Consider the following 26,945-nt stretch of genomic DNA (forward strand, 5'->3'; position numbering starts at 1 on the left):
TCCCGGCAGGGCGGCTCCGCCGCCGTCCCCGCCCGCCGTATCTCCTGGGGCCGGCCGTATGCGGCGCCCCGCGGTACGCCGTCGGGCGCCGCTTCCTGGGGTGGGGTGCCGCCGCAGCGTGACGAGCGGGGCGGGGCCGAGGCCCCGGCCGCAGAGGCGCCCGGTGCGTCCTCGCCCGCCGCGCGGTCCGAGGGTCCGTCCGACGGGACGGTCGCCATCCGGGCCGTGAATCCGGCCGCGCGCCGCGGGGGGAAGCCCGGTGACCAGGGCACCACCGCGATCCGTGCGGTACGGCCGGACGCCGGCAAGCCCGCCAAGGGCGGCGAGACGATGGCGATCCGCGTCGCGGGCGGCGGCCGCAACCCGTCCGCCGCGCCCGGTGGCAGCACCCCGCAGTCGCTGCCGTCGGTCGGCGACCGGCAGCCGGACCGCCCGGCGCCGCAGAACCGGGTGCCGCAGCCGGGCCCGGTGCCCCCGCAGCAGGCCCGGCACCAGCCCCCGCAGCACCAGCCCCCGCAGCAACAGCCCGCGCAGAACCAGGCCCCCCGGCAGCAGGCCCCGCAGGGTCCCGCGCAGGGCCCCGCCCCGCAGGGCCCGGCGCAGCAGCTTCCCGGCCGGCAGGCGGCCGCGCCCTCGGCCCGCTTCCCGTCGCAGGGCGGTGCCGCACCGGCCGGGTCCGGCGCGCAGAGCACCGACGCCGACGGTGTCATCCCCTGGAAGCCGCCGGCCCCCGCTGACCCCTTCTTCGCCGCCGCCCAGGCAGCGCAGGGCCACCCGGCGGGCCTCGGCCGCAGGCTGGCGGCCCGGCTGATCGACACGCTGGTGCTGGGCGCGCTCACCGCCGCGGTCGCCGTTCCCCTGTGGAGCACCGTCACGGACCACATCGACGCCAAGGTCGAGGCGGCCAAGCAGTCCGGCCGCCAGGTGACGGTCTATCTGATCGACGGCACCACCCTTCCGGTCTTCGCCACGATCCTGGCCGTCCTGCTGATCGGCGGTGCGCTCTACGAGGCGTTGCCGACCCTCAAGTGGGGCCGCACCCTGGGCAAGAAACTGTGTGGCGTACGGGTCCTCGACATCGAGGGCCATGACACCCCGGCCCTCGGCGCCGCGCTCAAGCGCTGGTTCGTCTACAGCGTGCTCGGCGTGCTCGTCGTCGGCGTGCTGAACGTCATCTGGTGTGTGTTCGACAAGCCGTGGCGCCAGTGCTGGCACGACAAGGTGGCGCGGACGTTCGTCGCCTCCGGCTGAGGCGGGCGGGCGGATCCGCCCGCCGGACCCGCCGCGGTGGCCGGACCCGCCGCGGCACACCGCGGTCCCGGCCGGGCGGCCCCCGTCCCCCGTCCCCCGAACGGACTTCGCCGGATGCGGCGGGCCGTGACAAGGGGTCGACTCGGGCCATGAGTACCGACCAGCCCGGCCCCGGTGAGCCGCCGGAGAACGACCCGTTCCTGAAGAAGCCGCAGGAGCCCCCGGCGGCCGGCGCTCCCCGCAACAGCTCTCCACGCGAGAACGGCGCCCCGCGCAACCACGCCCCGCGCGGCAACGGCACGGGCGCAGGCGGCACCGGCGGAGGCGGCACGGGCGGAGGCGGCACGGGCGGAGGCGGCTGGGACGCCGGTGAAGGCGGTACGCCGCCCCCGGGAGGTCCGCCGCCCGGAGGTACCCCGCCGCCCTCCGCGGGCGGCCCTTACGGCAGCGGCCCGTATGCCGGCGATCCCTATGGCGGGCAGACCGGGCCGGCCGACCCGCTGGCCGGGATGCCGCCGCTGGCGAACCGCGGCCGCCGGCTCGTGGCGCGCATCATCGACGCGATCATCATCGGGGTGCCGGTGTCCGTGATCATGTCGCTGATCGTCGGCGGGGTGGACTACTTCAGTACCGACAGCGTGGAGGCCGGCCGGCAGTCGACGGTATCGGGCGTCACCCTGCTGGCGTATCTCATCTACGAGGGGCTGATGCTGTCCAGCCGGGGCCAGACCCTCGGCAAGATGGCGATGAAGATCCGGGTGGCGATGCTCTCGAACGGCTCGATCCCGACCAACCAGGCGGGCTGGACCCGGGCCGCGGTCTATACGCTGCCGGAGCTCGTGCCGTGCTGCGGCTTCATCTTCTGGCTGGTCAACGTCCTGTGGTGTACCTGGGACAAGCCGTATCACCACTGTCTGCACGACAAGGCGGCGAAGACCGTGGTGGTGTCCACCCAGACGGGCGGTGCCCGCTCAGCGTGAGTGCTCGCCGACCCGGGTGTCCGCGGCGGCGGCCGGGCCGGTGAGGCTTCCCCAGCGGGCGCGGGGAGCTCCTGCCACCGGCCGGAGGCGCTCGGGCGGTGTCGGTACGGCCTTCAGCGGGGCGGGCGCGGCGGGCGACTCGGCCCGCAGGAAATGCCGGCGGACCACCCGCGGCACCCCGGGCATCGGGACCGTCATGGCGACCAGCAGCCCGAGCCCGAGCCCGGCGATGGCGATGACCGCGACCCCGACCCCGGTCTGCGTCTGTGAGAGCAGCAGCATCGCGAGGGTGGAGAGGAAGACGGTGGCCGAACCGTAGGCGAGCTGTGCGGCAGTCGGACGAGGCATGGCGGAATCCGTCCTCGGAGGGTCGGCAGGGGGCGTCGGTCACGGGCGCGCCGGCAAACGAGCCTACGGCCCTTACTGCCCGGACGGAACGCCAAGTAAGCGTGACCTAACCCACGGTTCCGGTGCACAGGGGGCGCACGAAGCGGTCGTGTGTGCGGCTGCCCGGCGCCGTCATAGCTGTTGGGGGCGGGGGCGCATGCCCGGCGGGCATATACACCGGGCCGCTGCCCCCGTGCGATGACGCCCAGGCGGGGCTGCCGCGCGGTGTCCGATAGCCGTAACTCGCGGACCGGGTAACGTACTTTGCTGACGTGCCCAAGTCAAGACCTGTCTTTTCCCCCGTACTTCCGGTCGAATGCCCTCGAACAGTGACCGGTTCGAAGGGGAGGACAGCGCCAAGTGAGAGACAACAGAACGGTGTTCAGATCGGCCGCCCTGGCCACGGCAATCGCCGCGATCGGGGCGGCCGCTTTGTCTTCGGGGGTGGCCGCGGCCGACGCGCAGGGACCGTCGCCCGTGGCCAGGCGCCATGACCCGGCCCCCGAGCGGACCGTGGACCACGACCTCAAGGGGCCGTTCAGCGACCGGCAGGCGGCCGAGCGCAAGGAAGCGCTCCAGCAGGTCATCTCCGGCGACGCCAAGGCGACCGTGCGGGGCGGTTCCAAGGTCGTCAAGCTCGGCAAGAGCAAGTACGTCGAGCTGGCCCGGCAGAAGACCGACAAGATCTTCACGATCCTGGTGGACTTCGGCGACAAGGTCGACAACACCACGATGTACGACCCGGACGGCGACGGCCCCAAGCCGCCGGTCAAGAAGTACGGCGGCGACCCCGGTCCGCTGCACAACCGGATAGCCCAGCCGGACCGTGCCAAGGACAACAGCACGGCCTGGCAGAAGGACTTCAACCAGAAGCACTTCCAGGACCTGTACTTCTCGCACGACAAGAAGAAGCAGTCGCTGGCGAAGTATTACGAGAAGCAGTCCTCCGGCCGCTACTCGGTCAACGGCGAGGTCTCCGACTGGGTCAAGGTCGACTGGAACGAGGCGCGCTACGGCTCCAACTACTGCGGCCAGACCAACTGCGCCAGCGCCTGGGACCTGATCCGCGACGGCGTCAACCAGTGGGCCAAGGACCAGAAGGCCAAGGGCCGCACCGACGCCCAGATCAAGGCCGACCTGTCCCAGTACGACCAGTGGGACCGCTACGACCACGACGGCGACGGCAACTTCAACGAGCCCGACGGCTACATCGACCACTTCCAGATCGTGCACGCCGGCGAGGACGAGTCCGCGGGCGGCGGTGTCCAGAAGACCAACGCCATCTGGGCGCACCGCTGGTACGCGTACGGCACCGACGCCGGCAAGACCGGCCCCGGCACCAACAAGGCGGGCGGCACCCAGATCGGCGACACCGGGATCTGGGTCGGCGACTACACCATGCAGCCGGAGAACGGCGGACTCGGCGTCTTCGCCCATGAGTACGGCCACGACCTGGGCCTGCCGGACGAGTACGACACCTCCGGCACCGGCGAGTCCTCCGTGGACTTCTGGTCACTGATGTCGGGCGGCTCCTGGCTCGGTACCGGCAAGGACAACATCGGCAATCTGCCCGGTGACATGAGCGCCTGGGACAAGCTGCAGCTGGGCTGGCTCAACTACGGCAAGGCGAAGGCCGGGAAGAAGTCCACCCACAAGCTGGGCGTCGCCGAGTACAACACCAAGAACAAGCAGGCGGTGGTCGTCGAACTGCCCGCCAAGCAGGTCAAGACCGATATCGTCGCGCCCGCGGAAGGCTCCCACCAGTGGTGGAGCGGCATGGGCAACGACCTGAAGAACACCTTGACCCGTCAGGTGGACCTCACCGGCAAGTCCAAGGCGTCGCTCGGCCTCAAGGGCTGGTGGGACATCGAGAAGGACTACGACTTCCTCTACGCCGAGGTCTCCACCGACGGCGGCAACAACTGGACGGCCCTCGACGGCACCGCGAACGGCAAGGCCATCTCGCGCGACGGCAGTGACAAGCCCGCGCTGACCGGCACCGTCACCGCCTACCAGGACCTCGCCTACCCGCTGGACGCCTACGCGGGCAAGAAGATCGACCTGCGCTTCCGCTACCAGACCGACGGCGGCGCGGCGCAGAAGGGCTTCGCGGCCGACGCCCTCAGCGTCACCGCCGACGGCAAGCCGCTGTTCAGCGACAACGCCGAGGGCGGCGACAACGGCTGGACCAGCAAGGGCTTCTCGCGGATCGGCGCGTCCTTCACCAAGTCCTACCCGCAGTACTACCTCGCCGAGAACCGCCAGTACGTGTCGTACGACAAGACCCTTGAGGTCGGCCCGTACAACTTCGGCTGGACCACCGCCAAGCCCGGCTGGGTGGAGCACTTCCCGTACCAGAACGGCGTGCTGATCTGGCTGTGGGACACCTCGCAGGCGGACAACAACGTCGGCCAACACCCCGGCTACGGGCAGATCCTGCCGGTCGACGCGCACCCCAAGGCCGAGCGGTGGACCGACGGCAAGCTGATGCGCAACCGCTTCCAGTCCTACGACTCGACCTTCACGCGCTTCAGGACCGACGCCCTGACCCTCCACAAGGACGGTAACGCGGTCACGGTCACATCGAAGCCGGGCGTGACCCTCTTCGACGACCGGCACGGCGTCTACTACGACAAGGCGAACCCGACCGGTGGTGTGATCGTTCCTGACACCAACACCCGGATCAAGATCACCAACGAGGCCCGGGACGGCTCCACGGTGACGCTTCGGGTCGGTCCTTCCGGTAAGTAAAAGATAAAATCGCAGGTCAAGCGCTATTCGGCCGTCGCCCCCTAGCGGGCGGCGGCCGAATAGCGTTTAGATGCGTTCTACAGTTCCTTGTTGACGCGAAGTCTCACGGGGGAGATATGACGATGTCCGGTGGCGGCTTCACCAGGCTTCCCGGCGGAAGCGTGGTGGTCGCCCTCTCGCTGCCCAGGCCGCCCCACGGGGCGCGGGCCGGCCTGTACGACTGCGGTTGCCGGGTGCGGGTCCTGGTGCACGCCGTGAACCGCCAGCGCGCCCTGACCAGGCTGCGCAACCTCGGGCTGCGGGCCGTGTACCTGCGCGGCAACACCGAGCCGCCCACACCCGACGAGATCACCGCCGTACTGCACCATCCGGACGGTCTGGTCTGGCGCGAGGCCCCGGAGGACGACACCGAGTCATGGCACCCGATACGGGCGCTGCTGCGGAATCCGGCCCGCCCGCTGCGGGGGGAGGGGCCGGACGGGGACGACGAGCGCCCCGCCTCGGCCGCCTGACGGGCCCCGCGCGCGGCTCAGCCGCCGAGGACCACCGGCTTGCCGGTCAGCTCGGCACCGGCCGCGCGCAGCTCCTCCAGCGCCCGCTCGGTGGTGCGCGCGGCGACGCCGGCGGTCAGATCCAGCAGGACATGGGTGCGCAGCCCGGCGCCGACCGCGTCCAGGGCGGTGGCACGGACGCAGTGGTCGGTGGCGATACCGACCACATCGACCTCGCCGACACGGCGCGCGCGCAGCCAGTCGGCGAGCGGGCTGCCGTTCTCGTCCGCGCCCTCGAAACCGCTGTAGGCGCCGGTGTAGGCGCCCTTGTCGAAGACCGCGTCGATGGCGCCGGAGGCGATCGCCGGGGCGAAATTGGGGTGGAAGCCGCTGCCTTCCGTGCCGGCCACGCAGTGCACCGGCCAGGAGTGCTCGTAGTCCGGGGTCCCGGAGAAGTGGTCGCCGGGATCGATGTGGTGGTCCCGGGTGGCGACGACATGGCGGTAGCAGCTGCCGGCCGCCTGGCCGATCAGATCGGTGATGGCCGCCGCGACATCCGCACCCCCCGCCACCGCGAGGCTGCCGCCCTCGCAGAAGTCGTTCTGCACATCGACGACGATCAATGCCCGGTGCATGGTGCGTGCCTTCCGGCTGGGAATCGGGGAGGGGCGCGGAGCGGTGGTGTGACCGAGGGTAGCCACTGGGCGGGGATTGCGGGAGTGGTGCGGAGCCCCGGGGCGGCGGATGCCGGGCGCGGCGTCCGGCAGCCGCCGCCCGGCACCCCGCCCGCGGGTGACCCCGGCGGGTCAGACGTACTCGGTCGGCAGGACGGGCTCGCCGCGGGAGAGCTGGGTCGCCGACAGCGGCAGCAGGTCGCGGGCGGCGATGTGCCGGTCGCGGGCGGCGTCCAGCGGCTCGCGGGCCACCACCTTGCCGGCGCTCACCAGCTGCACCAGCAGCTGCCGGTCGGCCAGCTCCGCCGGGACCGGCCCGGTGCCGATGACCTCGGCCGCGGCCACACCGTCCGCGTCGAGCCGGCGCGCCGCCCACTTCCGGCCGCCGAGTGAGGTCTTGGCGCCCATCGACCGCTTCGCGACCGGCCGCAGGGGGGCGCCGGGCTTTTCGCTGTCGGCGCGGGCGACCAGCTTGTAGACCATCGAACAGGTCGGGTGCCCGCTGCCCGTCACCAGCTGGGTGCCGACGCCGTATGCGTCCACCGGCGCGGCGGCCAGCGAGGCGATGGCGTACTCGTCCAGATCGCTGGTCACCACGATCCTGGTCTTCCGGGCGCCCAGCTCGTCCAGCTGCTGGCGCACCCGGTGGGCGATCAGCAGCAGATCGCCGGAGTCGATCCGTACGGCGCCGAGACCGGGACCGGCCACCTCCACGGCGGTGCGCACCGCCTCCGTGACGTCGAAGGTGTCCACGAGCAGGGTCGTCCCGCTGCCGAGGGTGTCGACCTGCGCGGTGAAGGCGTCCCGCTCGGTGTCGTGCAGCAGGGTGAAGGCGTGGGCGCTGGTGCCGACGGTGGGGATGTTGTAGCGGAAGCCGGCCGCCAGGTCGGAGGTGGTGTGGAAGCCGCCGACGTACGCGGCGCGGGCCGCGGCCACGGCGGACAGCTCGTGGGTGCGGCGGGCGCCCATCTCCATCAGCGGGCGGTCGCCGGCCGCCACCGACATCCGGGAGGCGGCCGCGGCCACCGCGGAGTCGTGGTTGAGGATCGAGAGGATCACCGTCTCCAGCAGGACCGCCTCGGCGAAGGTGCCCTCGACGCGCATGACGGGGGAGCCGGGGAAGTAGACCTCGCCCTCGGGGTAGCCCCAGATGTCGCCGCGGAAGCGGAAGCCGGCCAGCCACCGGAGCGTCGGCTCGTCGAGAATGCCGCGCTCGCGCAGGAAGCCGAGCATCGTCCCGTCGAAGCGGAAGTTCTCCACCGCGTCCAGCACCCGGCCGGTGCCGCCCACCACGCCGTAGCGGCGGCCCTCGGGAAGCCGGCGGGTGAAGACCTCGAAGACCGAGCGCCGGTCCGCGGTGCCGGACCGCAACGCGGCCTGCAGCATGGTGAGTTCGTACTGGTCGGTGAAGAGCGCAGTCGACGGCACGGCCACCGGCAGCCCCAGGTCTGCTGTGTTCATGGAGGAGATGCTACCCCCAATACTCGTCACTCTGACGATAGTGCGCCGAGAGCGACAAAAGACCGCCAGCGGCCGGGGTGCGCGGCTCGCCGACGCGGCCCGCGCAAGGGGCATTTGTGCGTCTCCCGCCCCCGGGTGGCAGCATGGGGCCTGTGAGCGCCCACCCGTCACCCACGATCACGCTCCGGCCGCCTCGCTGCACCCTCAGTGTCCCGGTCGAAATCGAGCGCCCCGAGTCGAGCGAGGCTCCCTTCGAGGTCCCCGAGCCCGACCTCCCGTGGGTCACGATCGTCCACAATGACCCCGTCAACCTCATGAGCTATGTCTCCTACGTCTTCCAGACGTACTTCGGCTACTCCAAGGACAAGGCGCACCAGTTGATGCTCGACGTCCATCACAAGGGACGCGCGGTGGTCTCCAGCGGCAGCCGCGAGGAAATGGAACGCGACGTGCAGGCGATGCACGGCTACGGCCTGTGGGCGACCCTGCAGCAGGACCGCCGATGACCGGGCACTTCGAGCCGCTGCCCGGCGGCGGCGCCGCCGTACCCCTCGACCAGGTCGAGATCTCCATCCTGCGCAGCCTCGCCGTCCAGCTGATGGAGCTGCTCGGTCCGGGCGAGGAGGCCGGCGGGAGCGAGAGCGACGACCTGCTGGCGTCGGTCTTCAACGACGGCCCCAGTGAGCCGCCCGCCGACCCGGTGCTGGCCCGGCTCTTCCCCGACGCCTACGGCGGACCCGACCTCGTCCCCGACGACGACGTCCGTGCGGCCTCCGCCGAATTCCGCCGCTACACCGAGAACGATCTGCGCTCCCGCAAGCGCGAGGACGCCCTCGCGCTGATCCGCGCGCTGGACGAGCTGGCGCCGGCCGGCGACCGTGCGACGCTCCGCCTCGACCCGGGCGAGTGCCGTCGATGGCTGGGGGCGCTCAATGACCTCAGGCTGGCCATCGGAACCCGGCTTGAAGTGACCGATGAGGAGGACGGCGGAGAGCTGCTTGGGCTCCCGGACAGCGACCCGCGCAAGCCGATGGTGATGGCGTATCTCTGGCTCGGCGGGCTCCAGGAGACTCTTGTCGAGTCCCTGATGGGCTGAAACCCGGGCATATCACCCCGGTAGTTCACGCGGCGTTCGCTCAGGGGATGCTCAAATCCGGATAACGATCGCATCACTGCCGCCGTGTGAATTGCGATCCTTCTGACGCCTTGTCCCGTTTTCCCGGTGATTCGGTTCACGCCATCTCTGGATGATCTGCGAGACGCCGTGATAAATGTTCACGACCTGCCGTGAGTGACGCCACCCCTGTCGCTGCGGGAGCGCTTAGCCGGCCGACCGTCGGCGTGCAGGACTCCATCCGGGGGGATCGGGACCCGATCCGGACAGACCGGGTCGGTATGGAGAAAGGCGCACCACTCATGACCTCTGTGCAGGTCGACAAGCAGCACGACGGCAATGAGGCAGCTGGAGACGCCCCCGAAGAGGGCTACCAGCGGGGTCTGGGAAACCGCCAGATCCAGATGATCGCCATTGGCGGCGCCATCGGCACCGGCCTCTTCCTCGGAGCCGGCAAGGCGATCTCGATGGCCGGGCCGAGCATCATCCTCGCCTACGCCATCGTCGGTCTGGTCATCTTTTTCATCATGCGGGCCCTGGGCGAGCTGCTCATGTACCGGCCCGTCTCCGGGTCCTTCTCGGAGTACGCCCGGGAATTCCTCGGCCCCTTCGTCGGCTTTGTGACCGGCTGGACGTACTGGCTGTTCTGGGTCGTCACCGGAATCACCGAAGTGACCGCCGCGGCCACCTATGTGCAGTACTGGAACAAGGGCATACCGCAATGGGCCTCGGCGCTGGTCTTCACCGTCGCGCTCTTCGGTATCAACCTGATCTCCGTGAAGATCTTCGGTGAGCTGGAATTCTGGTTCTCGATGGTCAAGGTCACCGCGATCGTCGGCATGATCCTGATCGGCCTCGGCGTCATCACCCTCGGCTTCTCCGACGCCGGTGACACCGCTTCCTTCTCCCTTCTGTGGTCGCACGGCGGGTTCTTCCCCAAGGGCATCGGCGGCACGCTGATGACGCTGCAGATCGTGATGTTCGCCTTCCTCGCCGTCGAACTCGTCGGCGTCACCGCGGGCGAGGCGGACAATCCCAAGAAGGTCCTGCCCAAGGCGATCAACACCGTCCCGTGGCGGATCGGCCTCTTCTACATCGGTGCGCTGATCATCATCCTGTCCGTCGTCAGCTGGACGGCCTTCAAGCCGGGCGTCAGCCCCTTCGTCGCCGCCTTCCAGCAGATCGGCCTGCCGGCCGGTGCCGGCATCGTCAACTTCGTGGTGCTGACCGCCGCGCTCTCCTCCGCCAACTCCGGTATGTACTCCACCGGCCGGATGCTGCGCGACCTCGCGCTCAACGGCCAGGGCCCGAAGCTCTTCACCAAGCTCAGCAAGAACGGCCTGCCCACCTGGGGCACCGGCGTCTCGGTCGCGATGATGCTGTTCGGCGTCTACATCAACTACCAGTGGCCCGGTGACGCGTTCAACTACGTCGTCTCCTTCGCCACCATCTCCGGTATGTGGGCGTGGATCGTCATCCTGGCCTCGCAGCTGCGCTACCGCGCCAAGGCCAACCGCGGTGAGCTGCCGCAGTCCGGGTTCAAGGCTCCCGGCAGCCCCTACACCTCGATCTTCGCGCTGGCCTTCATCGGCATGGTGATCGTGATGATGGGTGTCGACCCCGACGCGCGGATCTCGCTGTACGCGGCCCCCATCTGGGCGCTGATCCTGGGCGCCGGCTACCTCGGCATCAAGCGGCGGGACGCGGCGAACGGCCTGACGGCCGGCGCGGCCCCGCAGGACGCCCCCGCCGAGGCCGCCGAGAGCACCAAGGGCACCAAGGACTGAGGCGCTTACCCGGACGGAAAGGGCGAATCCCCCCGGCCGTCCAGCATGCGGGCCCGTGCGTACCACTCTTCGGTACGCACGGGCCCGCTGTTTATTCTTGGCGCCATGCTGACCCTCACCAAGGCACTCTTCGACCGGATCGTCGAGCACTCCCGCCAGGACCACCCCGACGAGGCCTGCGGCGTCGTCGCGGGCCCGGCGGGCAGTGGCCGCCCCGAGCGGTTCATCCCGATGCTGAACGCCGCCCGTTCGCCCACCTTCTACGAGTTCGACTCCGCCGACCTGCTCAAGCTCTACCGCGAGATGGACGACCGGGACGAGGAGCCGGTGATCATCTATCACTCGCACACCGCCACCGAGGCCTACCCCTCGCGCACCGACATCTCGTACGCGAACGAGCCCGATGCCCACTATGTCCTGGTGTCCACCGCCGACACCGACGATGCCGGGCCCTTCCAGTTCCGCTCGTACCGGATCGTGAACGGCGAGGTCACCGAGGAAGAGATCGAGGTCGTGGCGGCGTACTCCTGAGTCCGTCCCACCTGGCGTACACCAATCGTCCGCATCATGGGACAAGGTTCCAATACCCGGACCGGGAATCGATACGATGACCGCATGGTTGACCACGACGTGAGCGAGAAGAAGAGGCCGGGCATGCTGCTGCTCGCTCCGCTCGCCACGCGTCGCTCCGCATCCGCACTGCTGGGCGCGTTCGGCTGCGGAGCCGCACGGCTGCACGTGGATCTGTGCCGTCTTTCCAGCGCCATCTGTACGCGCTGCGCCGGCGCCTGACCCGGCCCGTACCGGGCGCCCGGCGCGGGCTCTCCACCGCCCCGCACTTCCGGCGTCACCCGACGCCCTCCCGGCACGCCGTAGCGCCGTGCACACGGGACGCACCGCCCCCGCCACCGCACTCCGACAGGAGCACTCCTCATGGCCATCGAGGTCCGAATCCCCACCATCCTGCGCACCTACACCGACGGCCAGAAGGCGGTCGAGGGCAGCGGAGAGACGCTCGCCGACCTCTTCACCGACCTGGAGAGCCGGCACACCGGTATCCGCGAGCGCCTGGTCGACGGCGAGCAGCTGCGCCGCTTCGTGAATGTCTACCTCAACGACGAGGACGTCCGCTTCCTGGAAGGCATCTCCACCAAGCTCGCCGACGGCGACAACGTGACGATCCTCCCGGCGGTGGCCGGCGGAATGGTCTGACGTGCGGTACGACTCCCCGCTGGCGGCGGTCGGGAACACCCCTCTCGTCCGCCTCCCGCGCCTGTCCCCCTCCGACGACGTCCGCATCTGGGCGAAGCTGGAGGACCGCAACCCCACGGGTTCGGTCAAGGACCGGCCCGCGCTGCACATGATCGAGCAGGCCGAGAAGGGCGGCCGGCTCACCCCCGGCTGCACGATCCTGGAGCCGACCAGCGGCAACACCGGCATCTCGCTCGCCATGGCGGCCAAGCTCAAGGGCTACCGCATGGTGTGTGTGATGCCGGAGAACACCTCGTCCGAGCGGCGCGAGCTGCTCGCCATGTGGGGCGCCGAGATCATCTCCTCGCCCGCCGCGGGCGGCTCCAACACGGCCGTCCGGGTCGCCAAGGAGCTGGCCGCCGAGCACCCCGACTGGGTGATGCTCTACCAGTACGGGAACCCCGACAACGCCGGTGCGCACTACGCCACCACCGGCCCCGAGATCCTCGCCGACCTCCCTTCCGTGACCCATTTCGTGGCCGGACTGGGCACCACCGGCACGCTCATGGGCGTCGGCCGCTATCTGCGCGAGCAGGTCCCCGGTGTCCGGATCGTCGCCGCCGAGCCGCGCTACGACGATGTCGTCTACGGCCTGCGCAACCTCGACGAGGGCTTCATCCCCGAGCTCTACGACGAGTCCGTGCTCACCACCCGCTTCTCGGTCGGCTCCGAGGACGCGGTGCGCCGCACCCGTGAACTCCTCGCGGAGGAAGGCATCTTCGCGGGCATCTCCACCGGCGCGGCACTGCACGCCGCGATCGGCGTCGGCAAGAAGGCCGTCAAGGCGGGGGAGAGTGCCGACATCGTCTTCGTCGTCGCCGACGGCGGCTGGAAGTACCTCTCCACCGGCGTGTACACCGCTGAGTCCACCGAAGCGGCGATCGCCACCCTGCACGGCCAGCTCTGGGCGTAGCCGCCCCTCCGCCCATCCGCCGACCGCCCATCCGCCGACCGGCCGGATGCGCCGCTGACCCCGGTACACATCCCGCCGGAACCTCGCCGCCGTGGCCCGCGCCACGGCGGCGGACCTTTTCCCGGAGGCGCCGGCGACATCCCGGGCACCCGGGCACCACCTCCCCGCCGGCACGGCGCTCAGCCCCGGCCGAGGGCCCGGCGGAGAACCCGGCGGCACCGGACACTACGTACGGGCGTACGGGGCGACAGCCCAGACTGGTGATTCCGCCCACAGCTCGCCCCGCTGGAGGCATCACAGGACCTTTCGCGCCTTACGCTCGGGGCACCGCACCGACCGCCCAGGACCCGGCACACCTCGGCAAGGCCCCGCCGGGAAACCCCGCACGGCCCCTTCCCCCAGCTCTCAAGGCTGTTCGAGCAGGGGAGACCCCTATACCGCTATACCGCCGCCCCCGCCCACGGAGGTTCACGCCCGCTATGAAGCTCACCGTCGTCGGATGCTCGGGGTCGTTCCCTTCGGTGGAATCGGCCTGTTCGAGCTACCTCCTGGAGGCCGACGGCTTCAGGCTGCTCATCGACATGGGCAACGGCGCCCTGGGCGAAATGCAGCGCCACATCGGCCTCTATGACCTGGATGCCGTACTCCTGTCGCATCTGCATGCCGACCACTGCATCGACCTGTGCGGCTATTTCGTCGTGCGCTACTACCGCCCGGACGGCGGGCGTTGCGGGCCGATGCCGGTCTACGGGCCGGCCGGCACCGAGCGCCGGCTGACCGTCGCGCACGCCGATCTGCCGTACGACGGCGCGATGAGCGAGGTCTTCGACTTCCGTACCCTGACGCCGGGCACCTTCACGATCGGGCCGTTCACGATCCGCGCGGAGCGGGTCAGCCACCCGGTGGAGGCCTTCGGCTTCCGCATCGAACACGGCGGCAAGTCCCTGACGTACTCCGGGGACACCGGCCCCTGCGACGCGCTGGAGAGCCTCGCCGCGGGCGCCGACTTCTTCCTGTGCGAGGCGTCCTTCACCTACGGCAAGGAAGACATCCCGGATCTGCACCTCAACGGCCGCGAGGCCGGCGAGGTCACCCGGCGGGCCGGCGCGGGCCGGCTGGTACTGACCCATATCCCGCCGTGGACCGACCCGGCCATCAGCACCCGTGACGCCCAGAAGGCCTACGACGGGCCGGTCGAGGTGGCGAAGGCGGGCGCGGTTTACGAGATCTGAGCGGGGCGCGCCGCACGCAACGACGAAGGGCCCCGGAACCGTGGTCGTGCTTGGGTTCCGGGGCCCTTTCGTACGCCGTGGCCTGAGCGGCTTACGCCTTCGTCAGGTCCTCGATCTCCTCCTCGGGCTCCCGGCCCGGCGTGGTGAGGTTGAACTTGGTGATCGCGAAACGGAACAGCACGTAGTAGACGGCCGCCACGACCAGCCCGATCGGGATGATCATCCAGGGCTTGGTGGCCAGGTTCCAGTTCAGCGCGTAGTCGATGAAACCGGCGGAGAAGGTGAAGCCGTCGTGCACGCCGAGCGCCCAGGTCAGGGCCATGGACAGGGCGGTCAGCACCGCGTGGATCGCGTACAGCACCGGGGCGATGAACAGGAACGAGAACTCGATCGGCTCGGTGATACCGCAGACGAAGGAGGTCAGCGCGAGCGAGATCATCATGCCCAGGACCGCCTTGCGGCGCTCGGGGCGGGCGCAGTGCGCAATGGCGAGGGCGGCGGCCGGCAGACCGAACATCATGATCGGGAAGAAGCCGGACATGAACTGCCCGGCGGTCGGGTCACCGGCGAAGAAGCGGCCGATGTCGCCGTGCGCGACCTTGCCCGCGGCATCGGTGAAGTCACCGAGCTGGAACCACGAGACGGTGTTGACGAACTGGTGCATACCGATCGGCAGCAGCGCGCGGTTGATCAGACCGAACAGGCCGGCGCCGGCCGCGCCCAGGCCGGTCATCCACTCGCCGAAGCTGGAGATGGCGTTGCCGATGGGCTCCCAGATCAGCAGGAAGAGCACGCCGACGGCGGTGCCCACGAAGGCCATGATGATCGGGACGAGCCGGCGGCCGTTGAAGAAGCCCAGCCAGTCCACCAGCTTCTTGCGGTGGTAGCGCTGCCACAGGACCGCGGCGAGCAGACCCATGATGATGCCGCCGAGGACGCCGGGGTTGTTGAGGACCGGCTCGACCCACTTGCCCTTGTCGATATGGCCTTCCGTGACCGGGAACGCCTTGAGGACATTGCTGTAGACCAGGAAGCCGACCAGGGCGGCGAGCGCCGTCGAGCCATCGGCCTTCTTCGCGAAGCCGATGGCGACGCCTATGCAGAACAGCAGCGGCAGGCTGTCGAAGACCGCGCCACCGGCGGCGGCGAAGACCTTGCTGACGGCGATCCAGCCGAGGCCCTTCTCGCCGAAGACGTCCGGCTGGCCGAGGCGGTTGAGGATGCCCGCGGCGGGCAGTACGGCGATCGGCAGCTGGAGGCTGCGGCCGATCTTCTGCAGGCCCTGGAACAGGCCGGAGCCCCGCTTCTTCGCGGGAGCCGCCTTCGTGGCGGTGGCCGAACTCATCGGATTCCTCCTGGTGAGGCGGGCACTCAAAAGGGGGGAACGGCCCGCGCTTGGTCTACACCTTGGTCTACACCACTAGTGGTTTAGACCATTCTTAGCACGTAGCCCCGACATAAAGGAATCCATTCTTCCAAGTGGTGTGGACCACGCGAAGACCGGCCCCCGGGTCAGGGAACCCGGGGGCCGGCAGATGTGGCACGGAAGGCCAGGTGGCGGGCCGTGAGGCCGCTCCCGGCGGGCGCCTTCGCCCCGTCCGGCGGTGCGCCCGTCCCGCTACTTCACGTTCTCCCGCTCCATCGCATCCCCCACCTCGTCCGGCTCCCGGCCGGGCGTCGGCAGATGGAATTTCGTGATCACGAAACGGAAGAGGGTGTAGTAGACCACCGCGAAGCACAGGCCGATGGGAATGATCAGCCACGGCTTGGTCGCCAGCCCCCAGTTGATGACGTAGTCGATCAGGCCCGCCGAGAAGCTGAAGCTGTCGTGCACCCCCAGTGCCCAGCTCACCGCCATCGACACCCCCGTCAGCACGGCATGGATCGCGTACAGCACCGGCGCGACGAACAGGAACGAGTACTCGATCGGCTCGGTCACCCCCGTCACGAACGACGTCAGACCGACCGACAGCATCATCCCCGCGATCTCCTTGCGGCGATGCGGCTTGGCGCAGTGCGCGATCGCCAGCGCCGCAGCCGGCAGCGCGAACATCATGATCGGGAAGAACCCGGTGGTGAACTGGCCCGCACTCGGATCGCCCGCCAGGAACCGGTTGATGTCACCGTGGACGACCGTGCCGTCCGGCTTGGTGAAGTTGCCGAACTGGAACCAGACGAAGGTGTTCAGGAACTGGTGCAGGCCGATCACCAGCAGCGCACGGTTGGCGACACCGAAAATGCCCGCACCCCACGCCCCCAGCGCCGACAGCCACTCGCTGAAGCTCGTCAGTGCGTCACCGATCGGCTGCCAGACGAACAGGCACAGCACCGCGAACACCAGGCCGACGAAGGCCATGATGATCGGGACCAGCCGGCGGCCGTTGAAGAAGCCCAGCCAGTCCACCAGCTTCACCCGGTGGAAGCGCTGCCACAGCCACGCGGTCAAAAACCCCATGACGATGCCGCCGAACACCCCCGGGTTCTGGAAGGAGGCCTGTGTCACCGTCAGCGTCTTGTCCACGCACACCCCGCTCCACAGGCCGGCCTGGGTGTACGTCTGGCCCGCGGCACAGCCCGCCGGGAACGCATGCATGACGGAGAAGTAGACGAGGAATCCGGTCACCGCGGCCAGTGCCGTCGACCCGTCAGCCTTCTTGGCCATACCGATCGCCACACCGATACAGAACAGCAGCGGCAGCCCGAGCCCCGAATCCAGCAGCGCACCGCCCGCGGCCGCGAAGACCTTGCCGACGGCGTCCCAGCCCAGCCCGTCCGCGCCGAACACATCCGGCTGGCCAAGACGGTTGAGGATTCCCGCAGCGGGCAGAACGGCAATCGGCAACTGCAGACTGCGTCCCATTTTCTGCAGGCCCTGGAAGAGGTTCGACGCCCAGTTCCTCCTCGGCGCCGCCGCCGCAGCGTTCGCACTCATCCGTGTCCTCCCGGCAGTCGGCCCGTCGCCGACCGGCCTCGTGCTTGCCGCATACTGGTGGTGTAGACCACTTGTGGTGCGTGCCGTCCCCGGTGCGCACTCCGGTGATCGCCATCCTTCGTCAGACAGCGGACAAACGCCCACATAGTTGGGCTGAACGTGCGTTACGGTGTGAAAACCGCACGGCGGAACCGCCGGCGGCCGAGACAAGCAGGAGTGGACATGGCCAGCAAGGCTGAGAAGATCGTCGCCGGGCTCGGCGGACTCGACAACATCGAAGAGGTCGAGGGCTGCATCACCCGCCTCCGCACCGAGGTCGTCGACTCCTCCCTCGTCGACGAGGCCGCCCTCAAGGCCGCCGGCGCCCACGGCGTCGTCAAGATGGGCAACGCGATCCAGGTCGTCATCGGCACCGACGCCGACCCCATCGCCGCCGAGATCGAAGACATGATGTGAGCTGACGAGCCGGCCTTCAGGCCGCTCCTGACGGCCCCGCCCCGGACGATCCACCGTCCCGGAGTGGGGCCCTCGCCATTCCCGATAAGGTCTACGCCATGTCTCGCATCGACGGCCGCACCCCCGAACAGCTCCGCCCGGTCACCATCGAACGCGGCTGGAGCAAGCACGCCGAAGGCTCCGTCCTCGTCTCCTTCGGCGACACCAAAGTCTTCTGCACCGCCTCCGTCACCGAGGGCGTACCGCGCTGGCGCAAGGGCACCGGCGAAGGCTGGGTCACCGCCGAGTACTCGATGCTGCCCCGCTCCACCAACACCCGCGGCGACCGCGAATCCGTACGCGGCAAGATCGGCGGCCGCACCCACGAAATCAGCCGCCTCATCGGCCGCTCGCTGCGCGCCGTCATCGACTACAAGGCCCTCGGCGAAAACACCATCGTCCTGGACTGCGACGTCCTCCAGGCCGACGGCGGCACCCGCACCGCCGCCATCACCGGCGCCTACGTCGCCCTCGCCGACGCCATCACCTGGGCCCAGGGCAAGAAGCTCATCAAGCACGGCCGCAAGCCCCTGACCGGCACCGTCTCCGCCGTCAGCGTCGGCATCGTCGACGGCACCCCCCTCCTCGACCTCTGCTACGAGGAAGACGTCCGCGCCGAGACCGACATGAACGTCGTCTGCACCGGCGACGGCCGCTTCGTCGAGGTCCAGGGCACCGCCGAAGCCGAACCCTTCGCCCGCGACGAACTCAACTCCCTCCTCGACCTCGCCGTCGCCGGCTGCGCCGAACTCGACGAGGCCCAGCGAGCGGCGCTGGCCCGCACGCTCTGACACCCCGGACCACAGGGGGAGGATCCCGAATTCCTTCCCGATTCCTCCCCCTGTGACCCTTTTCTCATGGGGCATCCCTCTCTAGGAAAGCCCCCCACCCACGGCGCATGGTGGACCCATGCCCACGAATGCCGCGACCGCGCCCCGCGTCCACGCCCGCACCGGCGGGCCCCAGGACGACTCCCAGCTCCTTGAAAACGTCCTCGGCTGGACCCTCGTCGTCGTCCTCGCCATGCTGCTCACCCAGACCGGCCTCCTCTGACCGCCGGTCCACCTCCCGGCCAGGATGTCCGGTCCTCGCCCCCGGCCCCGGCACTCGGGCAACCAAATCACCGCACCCGGCGTTTCTTCCTTTGCCCGAGCATGACCCAAGGGAAGGAACCGCACCATGGCCCCGCGCACGCCCCGGCACCGTCGCCCCGCCACCACCGCACTCGCCGCGTTAGCCGCCGTCACCCTCGCGATACCGATGCTCTCCGCCTGCGGGGCGGTCCAGAAGGCCATGGACTGCGCCAAGACCGCCACCTCCGTCGTCAACGCCGTCGACAAGCTCCAGCAGGCCGCGGACAACTCCCTCACCGATCCGAAGAAGGCCGAGCAGGCCCTCGACAACATCGACGCCAACCTGCGCAAGCTCAGCAACGACGCGAACGACCCCGACCTCTCCAAGGCCGTCGACAAGACCAACAACGGCATCAAGGCCGCCCGCAAGGCCCTGGACAACAACAAGGCCCCCGACATCCAGCCGATCGTCGACGGGGCCCGTGAGATGACCAAGATCTGCACACCGGGATAATCACTTCCCATGCAGCCTCACACCGGTGGACGCCCCGCAGCCCCCCGTCGCCTCATCCTCGCCACCCGCAACGCCGGCAAGGTCACCGAACTCCGGGCCATCCTGGAAGCCGCCGACCTCGACGTCGACCTCGTCGGCGCCGACGCCTACCCCGACGTCCCCGACGTCAGGGAAACCGGCGTCACCTTCGCCGAGAACGCCCTCCTCAAGGCCCACGCCCTTGCCGAGGCCACCGGTCACCCCGCCGTCGCCGACGACTCCGGCCTCTGTGTCGACGTCCTCGGCGGCGCCCCCGGGATCTTCTCCGCCCGGTGGTCCGGCACGCACGGCGATGACCGGGCCAACCTCGGCCTGCTCCTCGCCCAGCTCGGCGACATCGCCGACGCACACCGCGCCGCCCACTTCGCCTGCGCCGCGGCCCTCGCCCTCCCCGACGGCACCGAACGCGTCGTCGAGGGCAGGCTCCAAGGCACCCTCCGCCACACCCCCGCCGGCACCGGCGGTTTCGGCTACGACCCCATCCTCCAGCCCCTCGGCGAGACCCGTACCTGCGCCGAACTGACCCCCGCCGAGAAGAACGCCATCAGCCACCGAGGCCAGGCATTCCGGGCATTGGCACCGGTGGTGCGGGAGTTTTTGGGCTGAGGTGGCGCGGACGACAATGGCGAAGACCCGGCCCCGCACGTCGGCGGGGCCGGGCCTTCGCATCGAAAGTGTGCGGCCGGAGGGACTCGAACCCTCACGCCTCGAAGGCACTGGTACCTAAAACCAGCCTGTCTCACCAGTTCCAGCACGGCCGCTCGCCCCAGCCATAGTACTGGTTGGCGAGCGCGCGTTGACAGCTACCGCTTCCGCCGGCCACCCCGGCACCAAGTGTCGGTGACTGCATGGCAGTTGGGACACAACAGGCGCAGGTTCTCCGGACGGTTGTCGCTCCAGTCGCTGTTGATGTGATCGACCTCCAGAGTCATCGGTTTGTCCTGCCAAACGGGACCCGTGCCGCAGCCGACGCACTGCTCGGGCACGCCGATCTGCCGGAGGGCTCGTCGCAGCATCACGGATCGGGTGCGTCGTTCGCCGTGGTGCTTCACGAGAATCTGCTCGGGAGGCTTGACAGCTGTAGTGCCCGGCTTTCCGCGCATATGCGCCTGCCCCAGGAAGTGACTGATGTCAATGGCGTACTCGGACACCCATTGCTGGAAGTGTGCGCGACTGCGAGTGTTGTCAGGTATCCCAAGGCTCCGTAGGGCGGCTGCGACGGAGAACGCTGCGCCGGTGGCTTCCTGAACCGCTTCCTTGGCAGGGCGGTGGTGCGCGACGCGGTGTGCGACGGGCTTGAAGTGCGAGACGTCGATTCCGAAATGTTGAAATCGCTTGAACAGGTGCCGCCGCACTTGGTGATAGGAACGGCCGCCACAGAACGCGATGACTTCTTCGATGTCTGCGCAGTGGATTGCGGCTTCCGCCAACAGTGCCCGGGTGTAGCGCACACGGTTGCTCATCGCGGCACCCCCGCTTGCGCGGCGCGGACGCGTTTATTGCGCCCCCGGTACGAGTCCGTCGTCGAGTGGCAGTTCGGGCAGACGAGCCGGAGATTGGCCAGGCGATTGTCCCGCCAGTTCCCGTTGAGGTGATCCACTTCGAGTGGCAAAGGGCGGTCACGCCAGACGGGCCCCGTCCCGCACATCGCGCAACGTTCGTCCACTCCGTGTGCCAGCATGGCGCGTTTGAGACGGCTGCTCGGCATCCTGCGGACAGGGTTCTCTTCCTTCACCAGGAGTTCTTCAGGGCGTCGGCGCCGACGCGTCTCGGTGCTCCTCCGACCCTGTGGAGAGAAATGCGAGGTGTCGATGCCCAGGCTCCGGATGCGTCGACTGATGTGCGTGTGATGACCCCCCACAGGGTCGAGACCGAGCCGCCGCACCACCTCGGCGACACTTCGCGAGCAAGCCACCAGTTCGCGGAGTCTGGCCTCGGTGTGGCGTACGTGCGCGGGCGGGAAATGGGTGGTGTCCACGCTTGCTTGGAGCATCCTGGCGCGTAGGTACCGCCTTCTGCCGGGTGTCGGCGTCCTGCCGAACCACCGCAGGGCGTCGTCGTACGACGACGAGGCGCGCGCGGCTTTTGCCAGCTGTTCCCGTGTGTAGATGACCGGCACCGTTTCCCCCGTCCCGCGCACCGGGCCCACACCCGCGCGCCTTCTCGAACAGAACAACGATCGAACGCGCGGGTGGTTACGCCGAGTGGCGGAAAGGGGGAGGGGAGGGGAGGAGAGAGGAGGGGAGGGAAAGCGAAAGGGGGAGTGAAGAGGGAGAACGAAAGGGCCCCGGGGGAGATGCCCCGGGGCCCGTGCGCGCCGTGCGGTGCAGGTCAGAAGCGGGGTTCCGGGGTCTGGGACTCGATGAGTTCGACGGCTTCTTCCTTGGTGGCCACGGAGGGCGGGGAGCCTTCGAGGGGCTGTTGGGCGGTTTCCTTCATGCAGGCCACGGCGATGGCCCCGACGAGGGCGGCGCCCATCGTGTAGTAGGCGGGGACCATGACGTTTCCGTGGAAGGCGTCCATGAGGGCGGTGATCACCAGGGGGGTGGTGCCGCCGAAGACGGAGACGGCCAGGTTGTAGCCGATGGAGAGGGAGCCGTAGCGGACGCTGGTGGGGAAGAGGGCGGGGAGGGCGGCGGACATGGTGCCCAGCAGGCAGACCAGGGAGAGGCCGAGGAGGGCCATCCCGCCGATGACCGCGCCGATGCTGCCCTGGTTGACCAGGAGGAAGGCCGGGATGGCGGTGATGAAGAAGCCGAGCATGCCGGCCATCAGGAGCGGCTTGCGGCCGTAGTGGTCGTTCAGTCTGCCGACGGTGCTGATGATGCACATCAGGGCGACCATCGTGCCGAGGAGGATCAGCAGGCCGTGGGACTCCTCGTAGTGGAGGGTGTCCGTGAGGTACGTCGGCATGTACGACAGCAGCATGTAGTCGCTGATGTTGTACGCGCCGACCAGGGCGATGCAGAGGATGAGGGTGGGCCACTGCTGGACGAAGATCTCGCTGATCTTCTTCTTCGGGGCGTTCTCCGAGAGGTGGGAGAACTCCGCCTCGGCCTCGACGGCGGAGCCGGTGGCGCTGTGGGTGTGCGAGGCCTCGAACTTCTGGAAGGCGGGGGTCTCGTCGAGCTTGACCCGGAGGTAGAGACCCACCAGGCCGAGCGGGCCGGCGATCAGGAAGGGCAGGCGCCAGCCCCACTGGAGCATGGCGTCGTCGCCGAGGGTGGTGTTGAGCAGCAGCACGATGCCGGCGGCGCCGGTGTAGCCGATGAGGGTGCCCATCTCCAGGAAGCTGCCGTAGAAGCCGCGCTTCTTGTCGGGGGCGTACTCGGCGATGAAGGTGGAGGCGCCGCCGTACTCACCGCCGGTGGAGAAGCCCTGGACGAGGCGGAAGCTGATGAGCAGGACGGGGGACCAGAAGCCGATGGTGGCGTAGGAGGGGATCACACCGATGCAGAAGGTGCCCAGCGCCATCATGATCATGGTGAGGGCGAGGACCTTCTTGCGGCCGATGCGGTCGCCGAGGGGACCGAAGTAGGCGCCGCCGAGGGGCCGTACCAGGAAGGCCACGGCGAAGGTCGCGAAGGACGACAGCAGGCTGGTGGTGTCGCTCCCGCCGGGGAAGAAGACCTTGCCGATGGTGACCGCGAGATAGCTGTAGATCCCGAAGTCGAACCATTCCATGGCGTTGCCCAGTGCCGCCGCTTTCACGGCGCGCTTGACGACGCGCTCGTCGGTGACGGTGATGTCGGTGCGCCGCAGTCTGGGGTTCTTGCGCCGGGCGACGGCACGGAACAGCACCCGGTGGCGCTTCTGCGCCTCCCGGTCCTGTTCGGGAGCGGGTTCGGCTTCGGTGCTGCCGGTCGGCACGAGGCGGTCCTCTCGGTCGGTCAGCGCGCGGTGCGCGATGGGTACGACAGGTGCGCCTGCGCAGCGGAGCGCGGATCCAAACCACTGTGGCGGGATGAAGCGATATACGTCACGCGCGGCTGGGCCGTCCGGGGCGCCGGGAGGGGTTCGGACAAGGATCGGACGGGGTCCGCACCAGGGGATTGACAGGGCTTGTTACAGGACTGGTACACAGCCGAGCGGTCACCGCAGCGTTCGGGCAACCAGCCTGTGTCCGGGGGAGGGGAGAGTGGGGCGCCGGGCGCGGCATTGGTGTTTGCTGGGCGGGGGTACGGGGCGTGGTTCCCGGGAGGAGATCGTGATGACCGACCGCGAGAGGTCCCGCTGGGTCCGGGGGCGTACCGCACTGGCGGCCTTTGCCGTGGTGACGGCGCTGGCGGCCGGCGGGGTGTGGTTCGGCCAGGCGTCGGATCGTGCGTCGGCGGTGGATGCCGCGCCGAAGACGTCCGCGGTGCAGGACGTGAAGGAGGACGCCAAGCCGACGGGGGGCCTGCCGGGGGTCCGGGACTGCGGGATCGGCGCGCCGGTCTCCAAACCGCATGTGATTACGCTGACCTGCGCGGATTCGGGGATGGTGGCGACCGCGATCAGGTGGAAGTACTACGGGGCGCGAGAGGCAATGGGCGTCGGTGTGGTGCAGGTGGAGAAGACTTCGGCGGGGGCGGGCGCGGATTCCGGTTTTCGGGCGACCTTCCGGCTCTACGGTCCGAAGCCGGCCGACGGCGGGCAGGTGTTCACCGGCCTGGAGGTGACGTACGAGGGCTCGACGCCGCTCGGTGACACGACGGAGATGTACAACCTCGCGTGATGGGCATTCGAGGCCGGATCGCCCTGGCCATTTCATGTATGACGGCGCTGGCCGTGGTGGTGCTCGGGTTTGCGGTGCATCACATAGCGGACGCCGAGCGGGAGCGGTCGGCGCGGGCGTATCAGGACGACCGGCTGAGTTCGGCGCTGCAGATCTACGAGCGGGACGGCACGCTGGCGCTGGGTGCGCAGCTGGACGATGCGACCTTGCCGTCGCCGTTGCGCGACGCGGTGTTCAAGAAGCGGTCGGGGACGTACGTCAGCGGTGGTGAGGATCCGCGGGTGTGGGCGGCGACCGGGGTCGGGGACGGCGGCGGGAGCGCCCCGACGCGGTCGCTGTCGGTGTCGGCGGCGTACCCCCGTGACGATCCGGCGCAACGGGCGCTGGACCGGGCGCTGCTGATCGCCGGGTGCGGCACGGTCACGCTGATGGCGGTGGTGTCGTGGTTCGTGTCGCAGCGGCTGTCCCGGCGGCTGCGGCTGAGTGCGGCGGCGGCGCGGCGGATCGCGGCGGGTGAGGCACCGGACGCGGAAGCGCTGGCGAGTCATGGCCGTGACGAGGTGGCCGAGTTGGGCCGCAGTGTGCATCACATGGCGACGTCACTGGCGGCCCAGGCGCAGGCGGAGCGGGAGTTCACCGCCGATGTGGCGCATGAGCTGCGGACGCCGGTGGCGGGTCTGGTGGCCGCCGCGGAGCTGTTGCCGCAGCCGCGGGCGGTGGAGCTGGTGCGGGACCGGGCGCAGGCGATGCGGCGGCTGGTGGAGGATCTGCTGGAGGTCTCGCGGCTGGACGCGGGGGTGGAGCGGGCGGATCTGGACGCCTGTGAGCTGCCGTCGCTGGTGCGCGGGATCGTGAAGCGGGCGGCGCGGCAGCGTGGGGTGGACGAGGTGTCGGTGACCGTGGAGGGGGAGCCGCGGATCGTGGAGACGGACCGGCGGCGGGTGGAGCGGGTGCTGGTGAACCTGCTGGCGAACGCGGCCAAGCACGGCAGGCCGCCGATCGAGGTGGTGGTGGCCGGGGCGCGGATCGTGGTGCGCGATCACGGTCCGGGCTATCCGGCGGAGCTGTGTGCGGAGGGGCCGCGGCGGTTCCGTACGGCGGCGCCGGAGCGGGGGACCGGGCACGGTCTGGGGCTGACGATCGCGGCCGGGCAGGCGCAGGTGCTGGGGGCGCGGCTGGACTTCGGCGCCGCCGCGGAGGGCGGCGCCGAGGCCGTGCTGGAGCTGCCGGACCGGGCGGGCCCGGCGTGTTCCGCCGGTCCGTGAGGCGCGGCTACAGCCCCAGGTCCTTGATGATCTTGGCGACATGGCCGGTGGCCTTGACGTTGTAGAGGGCGCGCTCGACCTTGCCCTCCTCGTCGAGGATGACGGTGGAGCGGATGACGCCGGTGACGGTCTTGCCGTAGAGCTTCTTCTCGCCGAAGGCGCCGTATGCCGCCAGGACCTCCTTGTCGGGGTCGCCGAGGAGGGTGACCTTGAGGTCTTCCTTCTCCCGGAACTTGGCGAGCTTCTCCGGCTTGTCGGGGGAGATGCCGATGACGTCGTAGCCGTGGCCGGCGAGGAAGTCGAGGTTGTCGGTGAAGTCGCAGGCCTGCTTGGTGCAGCCGGGGGTCAGGGCGGCCGGGTAGAAGTACACGATGACCTTGCGGCCCTTGTGACCGGCGAGCGAGACCTGCTTGCCGTCCGCGTCGGGCAGGGTGAAGGCGGGGGCGGTGTCGCCGGGCTGCAGTCGCTCACTCATGGCTCTCCTTGGCGTGGGTCCGTACGCCCCCGACATTAGCCAGCCGGGGCGCGGAACGGTGCCGGGGGCGTCCCGGGGGTGCGAAACGGGGGTGCTGTGGGGCGCAGGTGGGTGTGAGCTGACAGACTGTCCATCACGAATCGGCAGTCAGTTGTGTGGCCGGTTCCGTACGGGGCCTCGTGCCCGGCCCTCGTACGCATCGGCGCGAGACGACGGAGGCAGCGCGGTGGCGGAAGCCAGGACCCCGACGCAGATCGAGGCGGACATCGTCCGCAGGCGGCAGGAGCTCGCCGTCACGCTCGATGAGATCGGTGTGCGGCTGCACCCGAAGACGATCATCGGTGAGGCGAAGGCGAGGACCGCGGACGCCGTGGACCGTACGGCGGGGCGGGCGTATGTGGCCGCCAACCGTGCGCTCTCGGATGTGCGGGCCCAGTTGGTGTCACAGGACGGCGCGCCGCGGCTGGAGCGGATCGTTCCGGTGGCGATGGTCGGGGTGGCCGTGGTCGGCCTGCTGACGCTGCGCGCCAAGCGGCGCCGCTAGGGCCGGTCTTCGGACGCCGGCCCGCCGCCGGTGAGCCGTCCGGGGCCGGGCCCTGGGCGGCCCGCGGTGCGTGCCGGGCGTCGCCGGGCAGGTACGGTCATGCCGTGAGCCCGAAAAACACCAAGGACACCCACGACAAGTTGCCGATCCGGATGCTGCACGACCGTGTGCTGGTCCGGACGGACATCCCCGAGGGCGAGCGCCGCTCGTCGGGGGGCATCGTCATTCCCGCGACCGCGGCGGTCGGCCGCCGCCTGGCCTGGGCCGAGGTGGTCGCGGTCGGGCAGAACGTGCGGACCGTGGAGGTCGGGGACCGGGTGCTCTACGACCCGGAGGACCGGGCCGAGGTCGAGGTGCGCGGGGTGGCGTACGTGCTGATGCGCGAGCGGGATCTGCATGCGGTGGCCGCGGAGCGGCTGGAGGGCGCGGAGGACGCGACCGGGCTGTACCTGTAGTCCTTGCACTCGGGGCCCCGCGCGGGGCCCCGCGCGGGGCCCGGCGGGGGGTGTGCGGGGGGACCGCCCCGTGCGCAGGCCCGTGGGTGGCTCGGGAGGCACCCCACGAGACCGGCCGGAACGGGGGATTTAAATAAGAACCAC

The 26,945-nt window shown here is 69.7% G+C and carries 29 protein-coding genes and 1 tRNA gene; 21 read left to right on the plus strand and 9 right to left on the minus strand.

Going from position 1 to position 26,945, the window contains the following annotated elements:
• Both ACWGJY_RS15820 and ACWGJY_RS15825 read left to right on the plus strand, forming a co-directional pair.
• On the plus strand, nucleotides 1-1,251 hold a 1,251-nt coding region (locus ACWGJY_RS15820), incomplete at its 5' end, for an RDD family protein (RefSeq protein ID WP_453261377.1).
• Between the two features lie 149 nt (nucleotides 1,252-1,400).
• Nucleotides 1,401-2,231, plus strand: a complete 831-nt coding sequence (locus ACWGJY_RS15825) for an RDD family protein (RefSeq protein WP_453261378.1) — start codon at nucleotides 1,401-1,403, stop codon at nucleotides 2,229-2,231.
• On the opposite strand, the gene ACWGJY_RS15830 is transcribed toward ACWGJY_RS15825, so the two are convergent.
• Nucleotides 2,223-2,579, minus strand: a complete 357-nt coding sequence (locus ACWGJY_RS15830) for a hypothetical protein (protein WP_453261379.1) — start codon at nucleotides 2,577-2,579, stop codon at nucleotides 2,223-2,225. The genes ACWGJY_RS15825 and ACWGJY_RS15830 overlap by 9 nt on opposite strands.
• A gap of 399 nt (nucleotides 2,580-2,978) precedes the next feature.
• Between ACWGJY_RS15830 and ACWGJY_RS15835 the strand changes: the two genes are divergently transcribed.
• Nucleotides 2,979-5,369: an immune inhibitor A domain-containing protein gene (locus ACWGJY_RS15835; protein WP_453261380.1), complete on the plus strand. Its 2,391-nt coding sequence runs from the start codon at nucleotides 2,979-2,981 to the stop codon at nucleotides 5,367-5,369.
• 122 nt (nucleotides 5,370-5,491) lie between these two features.
• A complete protein-coding gene (locus ACWGJY_RS15840) occupies nucleotides 5,492-5,881 on the plus strand; it encodes a hypothetical protein (RefSeq protein WP_453261465.1) in 390 nt (129 codons plus the stop codon).
• 17 nt (nucleotides 5,882-5,898) lie between these two features.
• Here the strand turns inward: ACWGJY_RS15840 and pncA are convergent, their stop codons facing one another.
• Entirely contained in the window at nucleotides 5,899-6,495 is a 597-nt protein-coding gene (gene pncA / locus ACWGJY_RS15845) for a pyrazinamidase PncA (RefSeq protein ID WP_453261381.1), read from the minus strand.
• 171 nt (nucleotides 6,496-6,666) lie between these two features.
• Nucleotides 6,667-7,995, minus strand: coding sequence for a nicotinate phosphoribosyltransferase (locus ACWGJY_RS15850; protein WP_453261382.1), 1,329 nt, complete (start codon nucleotides 7,993-7,995; stop codon nucleotides 6,667-6,669).
• A 152-nt stretch (nucleotides 7,996-8,147) separates the two neighbouring features.
• On the opposite strand from ACWGJY_RS15850, the gene clpS reads away from it, so the two are divergent.
• From clpS to ACWGJY_RS15890, 8 genes are all read left to right on the plus strand, one after another.
• A complete protein-coding gene (clpS, locus tag ACWGJY_RS15855; protein ID WP_453261383.1) occupies nucleotides 8,148-8,501 on the plus strand; it encodes an ATP-dependent Clp protease adapter ClpS in 354 nt (117 codons plus the stop codon).
• A complete protein-coding gene (locus ACWGJY_RS15860; RefSeq protein WP_453261384.1) occupies nucleotides 8,498-9,091 on the plus strand; it encodes a DUF2017 domain-containing protein in 594 nt (197 codons plus the stop codon). The genes clpS and ACWGJY_RS15860 overlap by 4 nt, the downstream gene beginning before the upstream one ends.
• A 320-nt stretch (nucleotides 9,092-9,411) precedes the next feature.
• Nucleotides 9,412-10,896 (plus strand): amino acid permease, encoded by a 1,485-nt coding sequence (locus ACWGJY_RS15865; protein WP_453261385.1) that lies wholly within the window; start codon nucleotides 9,412-9,414, stop codon nucleotides 10,894-10,896.
• Between the two features lie 105 nt (nucleotides 10,897-11,001).
• Nucleotides 11,002-11,427, plus strand: a complete 426-nt coding sequence (locus ACWGJY_RS15870) for a Mov34/MPN/PAD-1 family protein (protein ID WP_453261386.1) — start codon at nucleotides 11,002-11,004, stop codon at nucleotides 11,425-11,427.
• An 84-nt stretch (nucleotides 11,428-11,511) separates the two neighbouring features.
• Nucleotides 11,512-11,688, plus strand: a complete 177-nt coding sequence (locus ACWGJY_RS15875; protein WP_453261387.1) for a putative leader peptide — start codon at nucleotides 11,512-11,514, stop codon at nucleotides 11,686-11,688.
• A gap of 141 nt (nucleotides 11,689-11,829) precedes the next feature.
• Nucleotides 11,830-12,108: a MoaD/ThiS family protein gene (locus ACWGJY_RS15880; RefSeq protein ID WP_453261388.1), complete on the plus strand. Its 279-nt coding sequence runs from the start codon at nucleotides 11,830-11,832 to the stop codon at nucleotides 12,106-12,108.
• A gap of 1 nt (nucleotide 12,109) precedes the next feature.
• The gene (locus tag ACWGJY_RS15885) at nucleotides 12,110-13,060 is read left to right on the plus strand and encodes a PLP-dependent cysteine synthase family protein (RefSeq protein ID WP_453261389.1); all 951 of its coding nucleotides are present in this window, start codon (nucleotides 12,110-12,112) and stop codon (nucleotides 13,058-13,060) included.
• Between the two features lie 479 nt (nucleotides 13,061-13,539).
• Nucleotides 13,540-14,292 carry an MBL fold metallo-hydrolase gene (locus tag ACWGJY_RS15890; protein ID WP_453261390.1) on the plus strand — a complete coding sequence of 251 codons (753 nt, stop codon included), beginning with the start codon at nucleotides 13,540-13,542 and terminating at the stop codon, nucleotides 14,290-14,292.
• A 91-nt stretch (nucleotides 14,293-14,383) separates the two neighbouring features.
• Here ACWGJY_RS15890 and ACWGJY_RS15895 read toward each other — a convergent pair whose 3' ends face one another.
• A complete protein-coding gene (locus tag ACWGJY_RS15895; RefSeq protein ID WP_453261391.1) occupies nucleotides 14,384-15,637 on the minus strand; it encodes a PTS transporter subunit EIIC in 1,254 nt (417 codons plus the stop codon).
• Nucleotides 15,638-15,910: 273 nt separating this feature from the next.
• Entirely contained in the window at nucleotides 15,911-17,224 is a 1,314-nt protein-coding gene (locus ACWGJY_RS15900) for a PTS transporter subunit EIIC (protein WP_453261392.1), read from the minus strand.
• A gap of 216 nt (nucleotides 17,225-17,440) precedes the next feature.
• Between ACWGJY_RS15900 and ACWGJY_RS15905 the strand changes: the two genes are divergently transcribed.
• The 5 genes from ACWGJY_RS15905 (at nucleotide 17,441) to rdgB (ending at nucleotide 19,951) form a co-directional block, all read left to right on the plus strand.
• Nucleotides 17,441-17,680, plus strand: a complete 240-nt coding sequence (locus tag ACWGJY_RS15905) for a glucose PTS transporter subunit EIIB (protein WP_393907305.1) — start codon at nucleotides 17,441-17,443, stop codon at nucleotides 17,678-17,680.
• 98 nt (nucleotides 17,681-17,778) lie between these two features.
• Nucleotides 17,779-18,510, plus strand: a complete 732-nt coding sequence (gene rph, locus ACWGJY_RS15910; protein ID WP_453261393.1) for a ribonuclease PH — start codon at nucleotides 17,779-17,781, stop codon at nucleotides 18,508-18,510.
• A gap of 118 nt (nucleotides 18,511-18,628) precedes the next feature.
• Nucleotides 18,629-18,772 (plus strand): SCO1431 family membrane protein, encoded by a 144-nt coding sequence (locus tag ACWGJY_RS15915; RefSeq protein ID WP_453261394.1) that lies wholly within the window; start codon nucleotides 18,629-18,631, stop codon nucleotides 18,770-18,772.
• 126 nt (nucleotides 18,773-18,898) lie between these two features.
• A complete protein-coding gene (locus tag ACWGJY_RS15920) occupies nucleotides 18,899-19,306 on the plus strand; it encodes a hypothetical protein (protein WP_453261395.1) in 408 nt (135 codons plus the stop codon).
• A 9-nt stretch (nucleotides 19,307-19,315) separates the two neighbouring features.
• On the plus strand, nucleotides 19,316-19,951 hold the full coding sequence (gene rdgB, locus ACWGJY_RS15925) for an RdgB/HAM1 family non-canonical purine NTP pyrophosphatase (RefSeq protein ID WP_453261396.1): 636 nt from the start codon (nucleotides 19,316-19,318) through the stop codon (nucleotides 19,949-19,951).
• Nucleotides 19,952-20,022: 71 nt separating this feature from the next.
• Here the strand turns inward: rdgB and ACWGJY_RS15930 are convergent.
• The 3 genes from ACWGJY_RS15930 to ACWGJY_RS15940 all read right to left on the minus strand — a co-directional run bounded on the left by ACWGJY_RS15930 (nucleotide 20,023) and on the right by ACWGJY_RS15940 (nucleotide 23,215).
• A tRNA-Leu gene (locus ACWGJY_RS15930) sits at nucleotides 20,023-20,106 on the minus strand.
• 42 nt (nucleotides 20,107-20,148) lie between these two features.
• The gene (locus ACWGJY_RS15935) at nucleotides 20,149-20,808 is read right to left on the minus strand and encodes an HNH endonuclease signature motif containing protein (protein ID WP_453261397.1); all 660 of its coding nucleotides are present in this window, start codon (nucleotides 20,806-20,808) and stop codon (nucleotides 20,149-20,151) included.
• A gap of 868 nt (nucleotides 20,809-21,676) precedes the next feature.
• The gene (locus tag ACWGJY_RS15940) at nucleotides 21,677-23,215 is read right to left on the minus strand and encodes an MFS transporter (protein ID WP_453261398.1); all 1,539 of its coding nucleotides are present in this window, start codon (nucleotides 23,213-23,215) and stop codon (nucleotides 21,677-21,679) included.
• Nucleotides 23,216-23,555: 340 nt separating this feature from the next.
• On the opposite strand from ACWGJY_RS15940, the gene ACWGJY_RS15945 reads away from it, so the two are divergent.
• Nucleotides 23,556-24,062 carry a hypothetical protein gene (locus ACWGJY_RS15945; protein ID WP_453261399.1) on the plus strand — a complete coding sequence of 169 codons (507 nt, stop codon included), beginning with the start codon at nucleotides 23,556-23,558 and terminating at the stop codon, nucleotides 24,060-24,062.
• Nucleotides 24,062-25,327 carry a sensor histidine kinase gene (locus ACWGJY_RS15950; protein ID WP_453261400.1) on the plus strand — a complete coding sequence of 422 codons (1,266 nt, stop codon included), beginning with the start codon at nucleotides 24,062-24,064 and terminating at the stop codon, nucleotides 25,325-25,327. Before ACWGJY_RS15945 ends, ACWGJY_RS15950 begins: the two co-directional genes overlap by 1 nt.
• A 7-nt stretch (nucleotides 25,328-25,334) precedes the next feature.
• Here the strand turns inward: ACWGJY_RS15950 and bcp are convergent, their stop codons facing one another.
• Nucleotides 25,335-25,802, minus strand: coding sequence for a thioredoxin-dependent thiol peroxidase (bcp, locus tag ACWGJY_RS15955; RefSeq protein ID WP_453261401.1), 468 nt, complete (start codon nucleotides 25,800-25,802; stop codon nucleotides 25,335-25,337).
• Nucleotides 25,803-26,028: 226 nt separating this feature from the next.
• Between bcp and ACWGJY_RS15960 the strand changes: the two genes are divergently transcribed.
• Both ACWGJY_RS15960 and ACWGJY_RS15965 read left to right on the plus strand, forming a co-directional pair.
• On the plus strand, nucleotides 26,029-26,346 hold the full coding sequence (locus tag ACWGJY_RS15960) for a DUF3618 domain-containing protein (RefSeq protein ID WP_453261402.1): 318 nt from the start codon (nucleotides 26,029-26,031) through the stop codon (nucleotides 26,344-26,346).
• 152 nt (nucleotides 26,347-26,498) lie between these two features.
• The gene (locus ACWGJY_RS15965) at nucleotides 26,499-26,801 is read left to right on the plus strand and encodes a GroES family chaperonin (protein WP_048828920.1); all 303 of its coding nucleotides are present in this window, start codon (nucleotides 26,499-26,501) and stop codon (nucleotides 26,799-26,801) included.
• The last annotated feature ends 144 nt before the right edge of the window (nucleotides 26,802-26,945 follow it).

The sequence above is a fragment of the Streptomyces sp. NPDC054765 genome (genome assembly GCF_053612065.1).